The organism is Eggerthella sp. BIOML-A1, assembly GCF_009875595.1.
In the GTDB taxonomy this organism is placed as follows: domain Bacteria; phylum Actinomycetota; class Coriobacteriia; order Coriobacteriales; family Eggerthellaceae; genus Eggerthella; species Eggerthella lenta.
The window spans coordinates 98696-112788 of sequence record NZ_WWRZ01000001.1; the positions used below are offsets into that span (position 1 = coordinate 98696).

At 63.5% G+C, this 14093-nt stretch carries 13 protein-coding genes; 4 read left to right on the plus strand and 9 right to left on the minus strand.

All coding sequences use genetic code 11. The annotated features are described in order from the left end of the window. The first annotated feature begins 262 nt into the window (after positions 1 to 262). From GT590_RS00425 to GT590_RS00440, 4 genes are all read left to right on the plus strand, one after another. The gene (locus tag GT590_RS00425) at positions 263 to 454 is read left to right on the plus strand and encodes a hypothetical protein (RefSeq protein WP_114516222.1); all 192 of its coding nucleotides are present in this window, start codon (positions 263 to 265) and stop codon (positions 452 to 454) included. Positions 455 to 563: 109 nt separating this feature from the next. Continuing rightward, entirely contained in the window at positions 564 to 1151 is a 588-nt protein-coding gene (locus tag GT590_RS00430; protein WP_114516223.1) for a hypothetical protein, read from the plus strand. 110 nt (positions 1152 to 1261) lie between these two features. Further along, entirely contained in the window at positions 1262 to 4909 is a 3648-nt protein-coding gene (locus GT590_RS00435; protein ID WP_114555347.1) for a S8 family serine peptidase, read from the plus strand. Positions 4910 to 5036: 127 nt separating this feature from the next. After that, positions 5037 to 5255, plus strand: a complete 219-nt coding sequence (locus GT590_RS00440; RefSeq protein WP_009305301.1) for a hypothetical protein — start codon at positions 5037 to 5039, stop codon at positions 5253 to 5255. Positions 5256 to 5313: 58 nt separating this feature from the next. Here the strand turns inward: GT590_RS00440 and GT590_RS00445 are convergent, their stop codons facing one another. The 9 genes from GT590_RS00445 to GT590_RS00485 form a co-directional block, all read right to left on the minus strand. Next, positions 5314 to 6255, minus strand: a complete 942-nt coding sequence (locus GT590_RS00445) for a hypothetical protein (protein ID WP_009608430.1) — start codon at positions 6253 to 6255, stop codon at positions 5314 to 5316. Between the two features lie 325 nt (positions 6256 to 6580). Continuing rightward, complete coding sequence (locus GT590_RS00450; RefSeq protein WP_009608491.1) at positions 6581 to 6841, minus strand: hypothetical protein; 261 nt, start codon at positions 6839 to 6841, stop codon at positions 6581 to 6583. Between the two features lie 48 nt (positions 6842 to 6889). Next, positions 6890 to 9061, minus strand: a complete 2172-nt coding sequence (locus GT590_RS00455; protein ID WP_009305304.1) for an NHLP bacteriocin export ABC transporter permease/ATPase subunit — start codon at positions 9059 to 9061, stop codon at positions 6890 to 6892. A 12-nt stretch (positions 9062 to 9073) separates the two neighbouring features. Further along, positions 9074 to 11272, minus strand: coding sequence for an NHLP family bacteriocin export ABC transporter peptidase/permease/ATPase subunit (locus GT590_RS00460; protein ID WP_227111382.1), 2199 nt, complete (start codon positions 11270 to 11272; stop codon positions 9074 to 9076). After that, the gene (locus GT590_RS00465) at positions 11272 to 11781 is read right to left on the minus strand and encodes a hypothetical protein (RefSeq protein WP_009608476.1); all 510 of its coding nucleotides are present in this window, start codon (positions 11779 to 11781) and stop codon (positions 11272 to 11274) included. Before GT590_RS00465 ends, GT590_RS00460 begins: the two co-directional genes overlap by 1 nt. Further along, positions 11778 to 12065: a hypothetical protein gene (locus GT590_RS00470; protein WP_009305307.1), complete on the minus strand. Its 288-nt coding sequence runs from the start codon at positions 12063 to 12065 to the stop codon at positions 11778 to 11780. The genes GT590_RS00465 and GT590_RS00470 overlap by 4 nt, the downstream gene beginning before the upstream one ends. Before the next feature lie 230 nt (positions 12066 to 12295). Then, positions 12296 to 12508 carry a hypothetical protein gene (locus tag GT590_RS00475; protein WP_009305308.1) on the minus strand — a complete coding sequence of 71 codons (213 nt, stop codon included), beginning with the start codon at positions 12506 to 12508 and terminating at the stop codon, positions 12296 to 12298. Positions 12509 to 12699: 191 nt separating this feature from the next. After that, the gene (locus GT590_RS00480; RefSeq protein ID WP_015761474.1) at positions 12700 to 13065 is read right to left on the minus strand and encodes a Nif11-like leader peptide family RiPP precursor; all 366 of its coding nucleotides are present in this window, start codon (positions 13063 to 13065) and stop codon (positions 12700 to 12702) included. 34 nt (positions 13066 to 13099) lie between these two features. Then, entirely contained in the window at positions 13100 to 13405 is a 306-nt protein-coding gene (locus GT590_RS00485; protein ID WP_009305310.1) for a hypothetical protein, read from the minus strand. Between the last annotated feature and the right edge of the window lie 688 nt (positions 13406 to 14093).

The following is a 14093-nucleotide window of genomic DNA, read 5'->3' on the forward strand; positions in this document are numbered from 1 at the left end:
CGATCGCTGGCAAGGCGCGCCGAACGAACGACCATTTCCAGCGAACGAAGGACGAGTTAAGCGAGAGAAGGCAAACAGAGCGAGCGGCTCTCGCCGCACAGCGAGCGGCTGACCTTGGCATCGTGCATGATCGTTCGTTCGCCGGGATCGGTCTTTCGTTCCGCACTGCTTGCCTTCGCGAAGGCCGTTTCTATACTGAAGGAATTCGAGACGTCCGGCACGAAGCCGAGCGCCCCCTGGACACGAGAAAGGCGGATAGGCTATGGATGGCTCCAACAAAGACGATCACGCGAAGACCCTTCCAAAGGAGCACGACCGCGACGCGGCAATCGACGACGCGCGGAAGGCCCCGGAAGAGCTTGAAGATGAAGGCTTGGATGCCGTATCGGCCGGCTTCGGCGGATGGTCTCGTTTTGGGCCAGGCATCCCCCCGAAGCCCAAACCTCTTCAGTAACACCTGCTCTTTGCAACCTGGCACCGCTCGTCATCAGGCACTTTCAGACGTCTGGTAGAAGCCGCACCCATACTTCGCCTCATCAATCCTCTACGATAAAGGACACGCTATGAGCAATCCAGCGCGTACCGGAACCCAAAAAGCCCTGCACGTCGTGTCCATCATCATGATCGTGCTCGGCGTGCTGGTAATCCTATCGGGCGCCTCCCTCATCGCGCTCGGAGTGTCGGCCGTCACGATGGGAATGGACCAGCCGATGACTTTGGGCGATACCGAGACCACGGCAGACACCACCTCCGTCGCTCTGGGAATCATCGTCCTCGCCATGGGCTTGGTTCAGCTCGTCGTCGCCGCATTCGGCCTGCGCGGCTCCAAGGACGCAAGCAAGATCGGGCCGTTTAGAATCCTCATCTGGGGCATCTCCCTGGTCATCCTGGCGACCATCCTGTACGGATGGTTTTTCAACGGCAACTGGCACATCCAGAACAGCCCTCTTCTGCTCATCGGCAACGTGATCTACCTGCTGGTGTGCTCCACCCTCGCCGACGTGGTGAAGAGGGAGCACGACCTGGGCATCGTGGGCGAGGCCAAGGCCAAAGTCGAGCGCTCGGGCAGCCAGAAGGCGCTGCTGGTCATCGGCGCCTGCACGTGGCTGGCCTACGACATCATGCGCCAGAGCCGCGGCATCGAGGCGTAAGCGCGAGCGGCCCAGGTGCCCCTGCACAGGTTTCCGAGCCTGTTGCCGTAGTTGCCAAAAGAGCAATTGCAACAAGAAGTATATGCGGTCACGAGAGAAGGGACGCGGCGATGGACGAAACGATAAAGCAGGGGAAGGGCGCGCTTCGCTTGCTGCTGGCGACTATGTTGGCGGCAATGCTGATCCCCTGGGCTCCCCGAGCGGCTTGGGCCGATGAAAACGAAGCAGCTGCCCAGACGCAGACGAGCGAGATCGCCGATCTGCTGGCTGCCGGAGACTACGTCGAGGGCGAGGCTCTCGTCGTCGTTGACAACGCGGCATCTCGAAACAGCCTCCGTTCGCGCAGCGTCGACCCGCTCTCCTCGGCCGAACCGCTCATGGACGCGTCGGCCGAAACGTACGCCACCGCTACGGGCGTCGACGTGCCGTTGGAACAATCTGTTTCCAACGGCCCGGTTCTCCTGCGCAGCGCAAGATCCCTGCCTGAAGACGACGCGGTGAGCATGGTGCTGGTGCGGCAGGAGGGTACCTCAACCAAGGATCTCCTGCGCCAGCTGCAGGACGACCCGCGCATCCTGTCCGCCGAGCCGAACTACGTGCAGCGGCTGGACGACCCCGATCAGACGGCGCTCGATGAGAGCACGCCGCAAGTCGCTGCGGCATTGGGGCTGGATTCGTCGGACGCGGCGCCGTCGGCTCCGGCGAGCGCGGATGCAAGCGGCACGGCCGCTGCCGACCTGTCCGGCTACCAGTGGGGCTGCCGCAACACCGGAGAAGTCATGGTGCAAGAAGAGGCGCCGCCCCTTGCCGGTTTCGACATCGCGCCGCCGAACTGGAACCAGGTCGGCACAACGAACGCCGCCGACGTCGTTGCCGTGGTTGACACTGGCGTGGACTACAACCATCCCGACCTCAACGGCATCATGTGCGATATGACGCAGTACACGGACAGGGGCGGACGCTACGGGATCAACGTCGTGCCCGGCATGGATCCCGCCGATCCGATGGACGATCATTACCACGGAACGCACTGCGCGGGCATCATCGCGTCGCAATGGGATGGCGTGGGGACGAGCGGCGTCGCGTCCGGCGTGCAGCTGGTGGCCGTTAGGGTCGCAGGTAGGCAGAACACGATCGAGAGTGCGGATACCATCAGGGCATACGAGTATCTTGCCGAAGCCGTTGATGCCGGCTTGCCACTGCGCGCCATCAACAACTCGTGGGCCGGAAGGACGATGAGCAAAGCATTCAGCTTGGCGGCGACGAAGCTGGGCGAGAAAGGCGCCGTGACCGTCATCGGGTCGGGCAACGATGCCGCCGACGTTGACAAGATACCGATGACCGCATCCGTGCTCGCGCATAACCCGTATGCGGTCGCTGTCGATGCGTCGGATTCTTCAGGGCAGCTCGCCTCGTTCAGCAACTACGGCGTGGAAACGACCGACGTGGTGGCTCCGGGCATGAACATCATGTCCACCGTGCCCCTCGGCAGGGCGGCCTACGCTCCCGAAGCCGACGGCTCCCCTTTGAGCTACGAGACGTTCGAAAGCGACGCCCCGTCGGTTACGGCGCGCGCGACGCCGACGTCGTCCGAGGATATAGATGCCGTCGTGCAGGGGGCGACCCATTTCGATGCGAGGGGCGGAGCTCTGAAGATCCCCTTTTCCGAAATGCTCACGGAAGAGACGGCGCTGGGCATCAGTTTTCGAAGCGTCGTGGTGTCGATGGAAGTCGATCCGTCGAACCAAGAGGACGTCCGGTACGTAGGAATGAACGCGACGACCACGAACCAGAACAACGACAACCTGCTTTACCAGGTTGCGATAATGAAAGACGGCGTGCTTGATTGGACGCCGGTGGGGCCGACGGCTGTCGCAATCCTTGGGAAGGACCGGGGCTGGACGACCATTGCCTTCGACGCCCAGGCGCTTGCCCAGAATGCCGGCGGCACCTTGGCGTTCGAAGGCGACAAGCTGCAGGTGCGGCTGACGTTCGCACGCGCCGGCACGCCGATCGCCCCGACCGATGCCCTGTACCTCGACACGGTTGGAACGGGCAGGGCCGGCTCCGCGATTCCCTATCAATCTTTGAGCGGGACGTCCATGGCAACTCCCATGGTCACCGGCGCGGCCATGGTGCTCGCGCAGGATGTCGACGGCTCCACCCCGGCCGAGCGCGCTGCGAAGCTGGCGGCGCTCGTGAAGGCCTCCGTGCGTCCGGTGGACGCGTTCTCCGGCAAGTGCTCGTCGGGCGGACACCTTGATTTGAGGGTTGCGTCGGGCGACTTCGTCCCGGTGGTGTCGGGCGCTCGAATGGAATCCGACGGCGACGCCGCACTCGTCATGGTGGAGGGTAGCTACTTCGGCGCAGCTCAGGGTGCGGGAAGCGTGCACATCGGCGGCAAGGAGGCTGCGGTGCGCTCCTGGTCGGACGGCTCCATCGTGACGGAGTGCCCGCAGGGTCTCAAAAGCGGCGTGCTGGTGGTAGAGGTAACGGCCGACAACGGCAAGAGCGGATCGAAGGGTTTCCTGCTGCAGGTTCCCGAGCGACCGGACGACCAATCCACGCCCCTGTTCGAGAAGACCATAGCGCTTCCCACGTCGGATGAGGGCCTGCCGGTTGGCGTGTCGTACGGTCTTCTGACCGGGCTGGGCGGTTCGCTATACCTGCTTCCAAACGACTTCAGCATATCGCATGCGGGCACTTATGCGCTATGGCGCTACGACCCCGACCGGGACAGCTGGACGCAGTGCGCCGACCTGCCCGAGGCTCTCAGCAGCGCGTCGATGACCGTGTTCGACGGCAAGCTGTACGTATACGGCGAAGCGGGCGAGACGGATGGGGCGTTGGCTCCTCGTCTTGTCAGCTACGATCCGGCGACGAACGCCTGGACTTCCCATGACGCTTCCCGCCTGCCGTTTCATGCGACGATAGTGAACTGCGATGGAGCGATGCTGCTGGTGGGCGGCGCCGCGTACGACGGTGCCAAATGGGTCGAGCTGACCGAAGGCAACATCGCCGTGTACGATACGCAGACGGGGGCGGTAACGGCTGCGGGATCCCTCGCGACAGGCCGCTCGACTCCCTTTGTCGTAGCGCGAGGGGCCGAGCTGTTCGTCGCCTTGGGCGATGTGCACGACGTGACGGGCTCTTCGACGACGAGCCCCGTATTCGAGCGCATCGTGAGATCCGGCGACTCGTACGTTGGCAACGACCTGTCCGCCGCCCTGCCTGCGCTTGCGCCCGGCTACGACGATTCGTTCGGCTTGGCAGCGGTCAAAGCCGGAGTGGTGCTGTCGGGCCGTATCAGCGTCGAAGAAGCCGACGGCGGACGCGAGCTCGATCAGGACACCTATCTGTTGGACTTGGCGAACGGAGACAAAAGTTTCCAAGGCATCGACAAGCGCGCCTCCCGGGTGCCGCTGTACTTCCCGAGCTCGACAGCGTACGACGGATGGCTGTACACCATGGGCTTCTCGGTCTACGAGAACGGTGGCCGGGTGATACGGGCCACGCCGATGGAGACGCTGCCCCAACCCGGCGACCTACCTGAACCTGGACCCGGTCCTACGCCCGAACCTGGCCCTGCAGCTGCGCCGGAACCGGTTGTCGGCAAGGGGGATGCAACGCCTCTGGTGAGGACCGGCGACCCATTAGGCGCTTTCGTGCCGGCTATCACGCTGGTCGCCGGCGCCATGCTCGCAAGCATAGGCGTTGCCACGGCTGCACGACAAAAAGCGAAAAAGAACAGGCTATGAAGACGGCAGCAGATGCCACCGGATCTTCTCGATGCGCACACCAGAGCCTACCGGGGTCAAAGGAAGTAAAAGAAGGATGTCTTTGTAAAAAACGACCGGTTATTCGATCTGAAACAGGAGGTAGGTTATGAGCGAATCCAAGAAGCACGACTCTTTGAGCGCCGAAGAGCTGGACGGGGTGGCTGGCGGCGTATTTTTTCAGAGGGATCCCTCCGAATCGTTCTGCCCGTTCTGCAGTATGAGCACGAAGGATCCCAAGTTTAAAGACACTCACCTATATCTTGGCGAAGGAGAGCGTTTCTGCGAGGTGGAATGCAAAACCTATCCTGGCGACGAAATCTGGTGAGATATGGTGAAGGCCGTCGAGGGATCGACGGCCTTCACGGAAGAATGGAAGCTCGCGCTTACGCCTCGATGCCGCGGCTCTGGCGCATGATGTCGTAGGCCAGCCACGTGCAGGCGCCGATGACCAGCAGCTCCACCGCGCCGCTCGCGCCGATGGACGAGAGCATGCCCTGCGCCGCGAGCCAGACGTCGCCGGCGACCTCGATGGCCAGGCCGATGACGCACAGCACGAAGAACGGCTTGACCTTCCGCGGATCGCGAGCGCCGCGCAGGCCCAGGGCGCCCACGACCAGGTCGACGACGCCGCTGCCGACCAGCACGACGCCCAGCACCAGGCCCACGGCGATGCCGGCCACCAGGTCCGGGTCGTTCGGGTCCATCGCGTTCACGGCGTCGGTGCCCAGGCCGGCGGCGATCAGCGCCAGGAACGCGAGGCCCAGCACGATGGAGATGACGGCGAACACCACCAGCACGATGGAGATGACGCGCAGCGCCTTCTGGCTGCCCGAGCGCTCGACTTCGGCCTTGGCCTCACCAACGATGCCTCGGTCATGCTCCTTCTTCACCACGTCGGCGAGGGTGGTGCACACCAGCAGGTAGACGACGTCGCCGATAAGCAGGAAGGGGTCGTCCAGGAATGTGCCGCCCAAGAACCAGTTGTACACGATCATCGCCAGGATGACGATGGAGATGCCCCAGCTGAGCGCGCGATAGGGGCCGACCTTGCTCGCATCGTTGGAAGCGCGCAGGCCAAGGAAGGCAACGATCAGCTGCAAGGCGCCCATGATCAGGACCAAAATGCCCACGGCCATGGTAAGGATGCCCGCCGTCGTCTCGGTGCCCTGGAAGTTCACTGCGTCGTTCAGGCCGAGCGAGTCGGCCGCCGCGCCGGAGGCTATGATGATCGCGCCTGAAAGCGCAACCAAAACTCCGAAGATGATCATGATGATAGAGGTGATGCGCAGAGCTTTCTGCGTACCGGTGCGAGGGGGATGCGCCATAGTACGTCCTTTCTCGAAAACGGATCTTTTAAGTCGAAGTATAGGAGCGCTGCGTCCGATAGGCGCGCGAAAGAGCCCGACAACGGAAAGGACGGCACGAGCGCGGCATATCCCGAAACGAACGCCGACGAGCCCGCGCAGATCCCTAGTCCCCGCCGACGGCGGACAAAGGCATGGCGACCCCGCTCGCAAGCACTGGCGACCCGCCGGGAACCGTCGCAGCAGCAACAGCCCTTTTCGCTGCCGCCGCGCTCGCAACTGCGGCGGCCATCGCGCGACGGACGCGTACGGGACGCGACGATCAGCGTCTGAAGCGAAAGTCCGCTTACTCGCGAAACAGCGTGTAATCCAGATCCGACTTGTTGCACTGCCACACAGTGGCGTTGCTGAAGCCGAAGCGCTCATGGTCGTTCGTAAACGCGGTGCCGTAGAGACTAACGGCAATTTTCATCCCGCAGTAAGGGCAGATGCCGCCGGGCACCGCTTTCGGAAGAGCGGCCACGGCCCTGTCGGACAGAGCCTCGCCGCCGGACACCTCGTCAAGATCGTCCAAGCCAAGCTGCTGGAATTTATCGGAATCGTTCATGTTCGATCCGCCTTTCTGTCAGCCCTTTAAGCGAACAGACCCCCACCCCTACATGGTCTGGCGCTCCACCAGTTCGGCGAATACGCCGCCCAACGCGCACAGCTCCTCGTAGGTGCCGTCCTCCACCACGCGGCCGCCGTCCAGCACGATGATGCGGTCGCATGCGCGAATGGTGGACAGCCGGTGCGCCACGATGATGCGCGTGCACTTCATCCGGTCGAGCGCCTCGCTCACCTGTCGTTGCGTCACGTTGTCCAGCGCGCTGGTGGCCTCGTCGAAGAACAGTACCTTGGGTTTGGGGGCAACGGCGCGCGCGATGAGGATGCGCTGGCGCTGGCCGCCCGAGATTCCGCCCGCGCCCTCGGACACCATCGTATTCATGCCCATGGGCATGGCGCGAATGTCGTCGGCGATCCCCGCCAGCTCGGCCGCCTCCCACGCATCCTCCATCGTGAGCCACGGCGCAGCCACCACGATGTTGGAGAAGATGTCGCCGGTGAACAGCTTTCCGTCTTGCAGCACCGTGCCGATGTTGCGGCGCAAACTGGCCACGTCCAGCGTCTCGATGTCGCGCCCGTCGTACAGCACGGCGCCTTTCTGCGGCTTTTCGAATCCCAGCAGAAGCCTCATGAGCGTCGATTTCCCGCAGCCGGTCTTGCCCACCACGCCCACGGACTGGCCGGGGCGGATCTTCAGCGACAGATCATCCAGCACGGCAGGCGCGCCTTCGGCGTAGCGGAAAGTGACGTTGTCCATCTCGATGCGACCGGAACAATGCTCGAGCACCTGCTTGCCCCCGGCGGACTCCGGCACCGATTTCATGATGGGTGCGGCCATATCGAGGTGCGGCTTGATGGACGCGAAGTTGCCGGCGACGCCGGCCAGCGACATGAACGCGCCCGTGGCCATGCCGTACGCCAGATTGAACGCCATGTACTCCGATGTCGACACACCGGTCTGCACGGCGGTGAAGTAGATGACGATGGTGCCCACCACCGAGACCGCCGTCTGCACGACGTTCGAGTAGCGCATGAGGCGCGGGCCGTTGTACGTCAGCTTGACCTCGTCTTTGTACGAATCGACCCAGGTGGCGTACGCGCGACGCTCCGCACCGGCCAGCCTGATCTTCTGGATGCCGGTGAACAAGGCGTATTCCCATCCCTTGCGGCGCGCGGAGTGCTCCAGCTTGCGCTTGGTCACGCTCACCTGCACCAGCACGGACGCCACCGACACTGCCGCGCTGGCCAGGATCACGCCCAGCGCGGGCAAGGCCAAACCGGGTGCGTACGCAGCTATCTGCGCCACGTACGCCAGAGAGAACACCGAGGTCAAACCCGTGGTCAGGACGATGTTCTGCAGCATGCTCGCCAGCGTCTCGATACTCGAGAGGCGTGCGGACAGATCGCCCGATGCGTACGCGCGGTAGAACGGCGCCGGCAGGGAAAGCGTACGCATCATGGCAGCGGCTTGCACCGACAGGCTCAGCTTCGTGCCAACGCGCGACATGACCAGTTCTTTCGCGCCGCCGATGAGCACCCGGGCGCACGTGACCGACGCCAGCAGCACGGCGATGGGCACCACCACGCCCACGTTGCCGCTATCCACCACCGGTCCGAAAATCAGACTGTTCACCGCAGGCAGAAGCATGCCCAACAACGTCACGGCCAACGTCGCCGCCACGATCATCACGTAATCCGAAAGGTCCAGGCTGCGCACCATGTGCAGCAGCACGTCCCTCACGCCCAGCTCTCGCTGCGGCAGGGGCTGGTAGAAGCAGTACGCTTCCTGCGTGAGCCGCGCAGCATTCGCGCGATCGACGCGTACCTTCTCGCCGGTGGCGACGTCGCTGTACGCGAAACCCCCCGCTGGCTGAGGGATCAGCGCTACCGGCGCGCCGTCGACGAACCCCAGCATAGCCCCCGCCGCGTCGCGCTGCCAGCCTTTCGACAACACGACGCGCCGGCACATCACGCCTGTTCCCCGCAGCTGGGCGTCTATGAGGTCGCGCACGCTCTTCGGGTCGCGCGGGGCATCGGCCGGCTTCACGCGGTAGTACGCCAGCACCTCGCCCACGGCATCGGCCGCGGCTTTGCCCGCATCCACTTCCGCGCCGCCCGCCGCCCGCCCGGTGATGGCCACGGAAAGGTCCCAGGCCGCCTGAGAGACCAGGTCCTCGTCATGCTCCAGCCGTTCTTTGATCTGACTGTCGAACCAACCCATGCGCACCTCCTCCTATTCCTGGGTCACCAGCTGCAGGTACATGCCCCCGCGCTCGCACAGCTCTTCGTGAGTGCCGCGCTCCACCACGCGGCCCTTGTCCAATACCACGATCTCGTCGCAGTCTCGCACGGTGGACAGGCGATGCGCCACCACGATGCAGGTGATGCCGCGCTTGCGCACCGCGCTCATGACCTCCTGCTCGGTCTTGGCGTCGAGCGCGCTGGTCGCCTCGTCCATGATGAGCACGGTGGGATCCTGCGCCAGCACGCGAGCGATTTCCAAGCGCTGCCTCTGTCCGCCGGACAGGTCGCGCCCGCCTTCGGACAACACGGCGTTATAGCCGCCGTCGCGCTGCATGATGACCTCGTGGATGCCGGCATCGCGCGCGGCAAGGATCACCTCGTAGTCCTCGATGGAGGTGTCCCACAGGCGGATGTTGTTGGCGATGGCGTCGTTGAACAACACGATGTCCTGGTCGACCACGGCCACCGACCCGGTCAGCACCTCGCGCGGCACCTCGTCCATGGGCGAGCCATCGAAGCTCACCGTACCCGACCAAGGGCGAAACAAGCCGCTGACCAGCTTGGCAAGCGTGGACTTGCCGCACCCCGAAGGGCCTACGAAGGCCACGCTACGTCCGGATTCCACATCAAGGTCGAAATCCTTGATCAGGGGTTCTTCCAACCTCGAGTATCCGAAGGTCACGCCCTCCATATGCACGGCGCCCTTGAGCTTCTCGCACGATGCGGCGCGGTCGAGCGGAGCCTGGGAGAACGCCGGATCATCCGGATAGCGCATGACGTCCTCGATGCGCTCCATGTCGGTGCGCATCTCCTGCAGCGTCTGCATGACGGACGTCAACGTGGAAGCGGGAGCCATGAACTGCGACAGGTAGCCTTGGAACGCCAGGATCATGCCCACGGTGAACTGGCCTTGCAGCACCAAGTACACGCCCGTCATGAGCACGGCGGTGTTGGTCACCTGCATGACCAGCTGGGGCACCAGCCCCAGTCGCTGCCCCAAGCGCGCGAAACGGACCTGTTGCGTGTTGAAACCTGCCTGGAAGCCGGCCCAGCGCTCGAAATAGCCGCCCTCCGCGCCGGCGGCCTTGATGGTCTCCACCATTTCGATGCCGGAAACCGTGGCGGCGGCCAGCTTGCCCGCATCGCGCATCTGCACGCGCGTCACATTCACGCGCTTCGCCGAGATCAAGCGCGCCATGCCCAGGTTTATCACCACCGACGCTATGCCGATGGCGGCCAACAGCGGACTGTAGGCAACCATCACCACGGCGTACAGCACCAGCAGAACGAAGTTCAGCAGCAGCGGCGCCAACTGCTTCACCAGCGATGCGGCGATGGTGGTGTTGGTGGCCGCACGAGCCGATAGGTCGCCGGCCATGCGCTGCGAGAAGAACTCCATGGGCAGGTGCAGAACCTTCCACATGAACGACGAGTTGGACACTACCGCCATCTTGCCCTCGAGACGTAGCAGGTACATGGCGTTCAGCACCTCGACCACGATGCGCACCGCTCCCACGGCTATCAGCAAGGCAATGAAGGGGTACAGCCATTCCGGGTTCTTCCCACCCAGCAGCCGATCCATGAACACTTGGGAGAGCGCCGGATTGATGATGCCGACGACGGCCGTCACCGCCGCCGTGATGGCCACGAACGCGAGCGCGGCGCGCGAACCCTGTAGGCGCGGGCCAACGAACTCCCATACCGACCGGGGCTTGCCGCTGGGCTGGAAGTCGGGACCCGGCACGAAGCGCAGCATGACGCCCGTGAAGGCGGCATCGAACTCCTCCTCCGTCACGGTCACCTCGCCGCGTGCCGGATCGTTCAGATGCACCTTGCCTCCCTTGAAACCGCGGCACACCACGAAGTGGCTGAAGTTCCAGTGGACGATGCAAGGGAACACGCCCTGCGAGCGCAGCGCCTCGGGCTGCATACGGAAACCCGAGGCCTCGAATCCGTAGGCGCGAGCCGCGCGCACCACGTTGGAAGCCTTGGATCCGTCGCGTGATACGCCGCAGTCCGCGCGCACCTGCTCGAGCGGCACCCATTTACCGTAATAAGCCGCTATCATGGCCAGGCAGGCCGCCCCGCATTCGAGCGCTTCCATCTGCATGATAACGGGAACCTTGCCCGCCATCTGACCAGGCTTGCCTGCAGTGCGAGCGCGGCGCGCTCCCTTACCCGGCAGCATCACGATGCGCCCCCCAGAATCAGGCTGATGGGAGCGAACTCGCTTGTGGCCACATGGGCATCGTACACGCCGTCGGGCAGGTCTATGGTCACGTCGACGGGAAACATCCAACTCGTTGCGTTCACCTTGTGCGCTGCGTACTCGTCCAGCTGCGCGGCCAGTGCGTCGGGAGAGAGGGGCGTGGTTCCCACGGACGCTACGGCGCCTTTGGCGCTGTCGGCGCTCACCGTGTCGCCGACGGCCACCTGACCTACCTCGTCCTCGGCGACGTAGCAGGTCGCGTGGCCGCCTTGCACCACCAACGCAGTAGGCATCGTGTCGACCAAGCGCCCGCAGCACGCCCATATGAAGCCGGCCAGTAACAACAGAAGCACGGCGCCCAGCACCATCCACACCCCGGGATTCGACACGCGGATGTAGTCGTCGAGCTGCTCGGGCGACTTTGCCCGATCCAGGCTTTCCTGGCGAAAGGGCGAAGCCGCCTTGTCTTTTCCGTCGCGTGCGCTCATCGTGAACCTCCCGTTTCGGTCAAACCGTCGAAGCCGGGCAGAACGATGGGAAGCTCGACTCCTTCGCAGCCGGCCGCAACTTCATCCAGTTCGTCAAGCGCCAGCTCGCCTTCGCCCAGCGCCCCCCAGGCGCTCTGCGCCGCTGCGTCGTTCACCCACAGGCCTTCCTGCTCTATAAGGCTCTTGAAGTCGTCAAACGACATGCCCCCCGCCGCATGGCGGGCGGCATCCATCGCAGCCTCGTCACGGTCGGAACGAGGGCTCTTCGCATCGGGTTCGACCATCGTCGCTCCTTGCTCGCGCGGTCAAAAGAAACGGTTCCCCTTTTTCGGGCATCGCTGCGCATCGTGAACGGATGAAGCGCGGGCGACGCTCTTTTCGTCAACCGACAACGATGGGGTACGAACACGCGACTGACAACGCCCCGCGAACGAACGACCACTTTCAACGAACGAACGACCAAGGACGGTTGCTCGTTCGAGAGAAGCGCTTAAAACCGCGCATTTTCATCGGATCAATAGCGGCACTCCGCCCGGATGCCGGGGATGACCTGCTTCCAATATTGGCACATCGTGCAATCCCTTGCGAAGTACGGATCGTAGCTTGAGAGCTGCTTCCCCGTTTTGGGGCATTGGTAATGGGAGACGTAATCGCCGGCCCCGCCGCTGACATCCTGCAAGCCGTCGTCTTCAAGCCTCTCGATCTTCAAGGAATCTTCGTTCTCCATGTGTTCGCTCCTTCGCTTCACGTCGATTGCGGTACCGGCCGTCGCGGCATGGGCATCGCCGACCATCTCCTCAACGCCCAGCTCACGCGCCTGCGCCGCCCATCGCCGCTTACGGGTTTCGCAAGCGGCGACGGGCGGCGGTTCTTCAAGAACCCCCGCCCAAGCTAATGCAGCCGCAGTCGCGTCCGCGCCTAGCCGACCTCCCCCATAAAGCGGCAGATGGAAGTGATCTCGCAGACCTCGCCGGTATCCCTCCGAATTCCCGTTCCCGTGGTCGGGCATTCGCACACCGCCCCGCGGTCGTTAACCAAGCCCAAACCGGTGTACTGGCAGCAGCAGGCTTCGCCTCCGGCGACGGCGCCCAGCTCGTCTTCATCGAGTTCCGCCGATGAGGGGGCGAAGTCCTCGGCCGACAAGTCGAAGCCGGCTTTCCGTGCGATTGCAGCCGCCTGTTCTGCATTCTCTTCGGCAGACAGGCCTTCAAGCGCTTTCAGCTCGTCTTTGATCGACTCGTCCTCGCTCGCCTTCTTCAGAAAGTCTTTCAATTGCTCGTTCATGCGCAATCCTCTCCGTTTCTTCGGTTTGCTGGTTTTACAGCGTTACCACGCAATAGTAATTCGGCCAATCGAACTGACCGTACTTGCAGGTGGCGCAACACTTCGTCTCCGATGCCTGGAAGTCGCACACGTCAGACGGGGACACGACATGATAGGCCCCGCCGACGGTCGCATCCAGCTGTTGCTCGGTGAGCTCGCCTTCCGCGGTTCTCACCGCCATGAAAGCTGCCTCTTTTTCGGGACTCAACTCAAGGCCGAGCTCGGCGCTGACCTCGCGAAGCTCCTCAATCGTCTGGATGCGCGCGGCGCGCTCCATCATCTCTTGCTCGGTAGCCGCCATAGCAGCTCCCCCTTCCTGTTCCGTCCGTCCTTCTTGGACGATGCCTGCCGATAAGTGTAGGAATCGCCGGCCTTCGCACGCAAGGCGTCGCGAACGAACGACCTATTCAACCGCACGAAAAGCCTGTTGCGCAGTGCGCAGCGGTAGGCAAAGGGAACGCTCGTTTCGTTTGAAGGGGCGTTCGTTTCGACCTCGTTTGGCATCGACGAGCCGTCTGCGGCTTTCTTCTATACTGCGGGGAAGGCGCTCGTCGCCTTCATCCTTTTCTGCATTTTGAAAGGTTGCCAGTGAAGAAGGCCGTGTTGCATACTTCGTTCTCGAGCCGTTCGGCGCATGTCTCCAGGAGAACATACCGTGACTAGCGAGAGCAGCAGGCATGTTCGGGGCGAGGCTCCCGTGGACGGTCCTGCTTCTCATCCCCTGATGGACGAGACGATTTCGCTGACGCGCGAGTTCGTCCATCGGTACTGGAACGGCGGGACAAGCTGGTGCGCCGCCCGCCTTTCCGATGATTTCGCATGGATGGGGGCACAGGACGACCAGCCCGACTCATCAAGCGATTCGTTTCGCCGGCAGATGGAGCAAATCGCAATCGAACGACCCCGCGTGGTACTTATGTGCGAGCAGTACCTGCCCGTTGCCGCCCAAGAGACCCTGTGCATCGTGGCAGGGAGCTACCTGGTTTTCG

What these genes read in the sequence shown, in the direction of transcription:
- GT590_RS00425 (WP_114516222.1), top strand. Translation starts at nt 263, where the DNA reads ATGGATGGCTCCAACAAAGACGATCACGCGAAGACCCTTCCAAAGGAG.
- GT590_RS00430 (WP_114516223.1), top strand. Translation starts at nt 564, where the DNA reads ATGAGCAATCCAGCGCGTACCGGAACCCAAAAAGCCCTGCACGTCGTG.
- GT590_RS00435 (WP_114555347.1), top strand. Translation starts at nt 1,262, where the DNA reads ATGGACGAAACGATAAAGCAGGGGAAGGGCGCGCTTCGCTTGCTGCTG.
- GT590_RS00440 (WP_009305301.1), top strand. Translation starts at nt 5,037, where the DNA reads ATGAGCGAATCCAAGAAGCACGACTCTTTGAGCGCCGAAGAGCTGGAC.
- GT590_RS00445 (WP_009608430.1), bottom strand. Translation starts at nt 6,255, where the DNA reads ATGGCGCATCCCCCTCGCACCGGTACGCAGAAAGCTCTGCGCATCACC.
- GT590_RS00450 (WP_009608491.1), bottom strand. Translation starts at nt 6,841, where the DNA reads ATGAACGATTCCGATAAATTCCAGCAGCTTGGCTTGGACGATCTTGAC.
- GT590_RS00455 (WP_009305304.1), bottom strand. Translation starts at nt 9,061, where the DNA reads ATGGGTTGGTTCGACAGTCAGATCAAAGAACGGCTGGAGCATGACGAG.
- GT590_RS00460 (WP_227111382.1), bottom strand. Translation starts at nt 11,272, where the DNA reads ATGCTGCCGGGTAAGGGAGCGCGCCGCGCTCGCACTGCAGGCAAGCCT.
- GT590_RS00465 (WP_009608476.1), bottom strand. Translation starts at nt 11,781, where the DNA reads ATGAGCGCACGCGACGGAAAAGACAAGGCGGCTTCGCCCTTTCGCCAG.
- GT590_RS00470 (WP_009305307.1), bottom strand. Translation starts at nt 12,065, where the DNA reads ATGGTCGAACCCGATGCGAAGAGCCCTCGTTCCGACCGTGACGAGGCT.
- GT590_RS00475 (WP_009305308.1), bottom strand. Translation starts at nt 12,508, where the DNA reads ATGGAGAACGAAGATTCCTTGAAGATCGAGAGGCTTGAAGACGACGGC.
- GT590_RS00480 (WP_015761474.1), bottom strand. Translation starts at nt 13,065, where the DNA reads ATGAACGAGCAATTGAAAGACTTTCTGAAGAAGGCGAGCGAGGACGAG.
- GT590_RS00485 (WP_009305310.1), bottom strand. Translation starts at nt 13,405, where the DNA reads ATGGCGGCTACCGAGCAAGAGATGATGGAGCGCGCCGCGCGCATCCAG.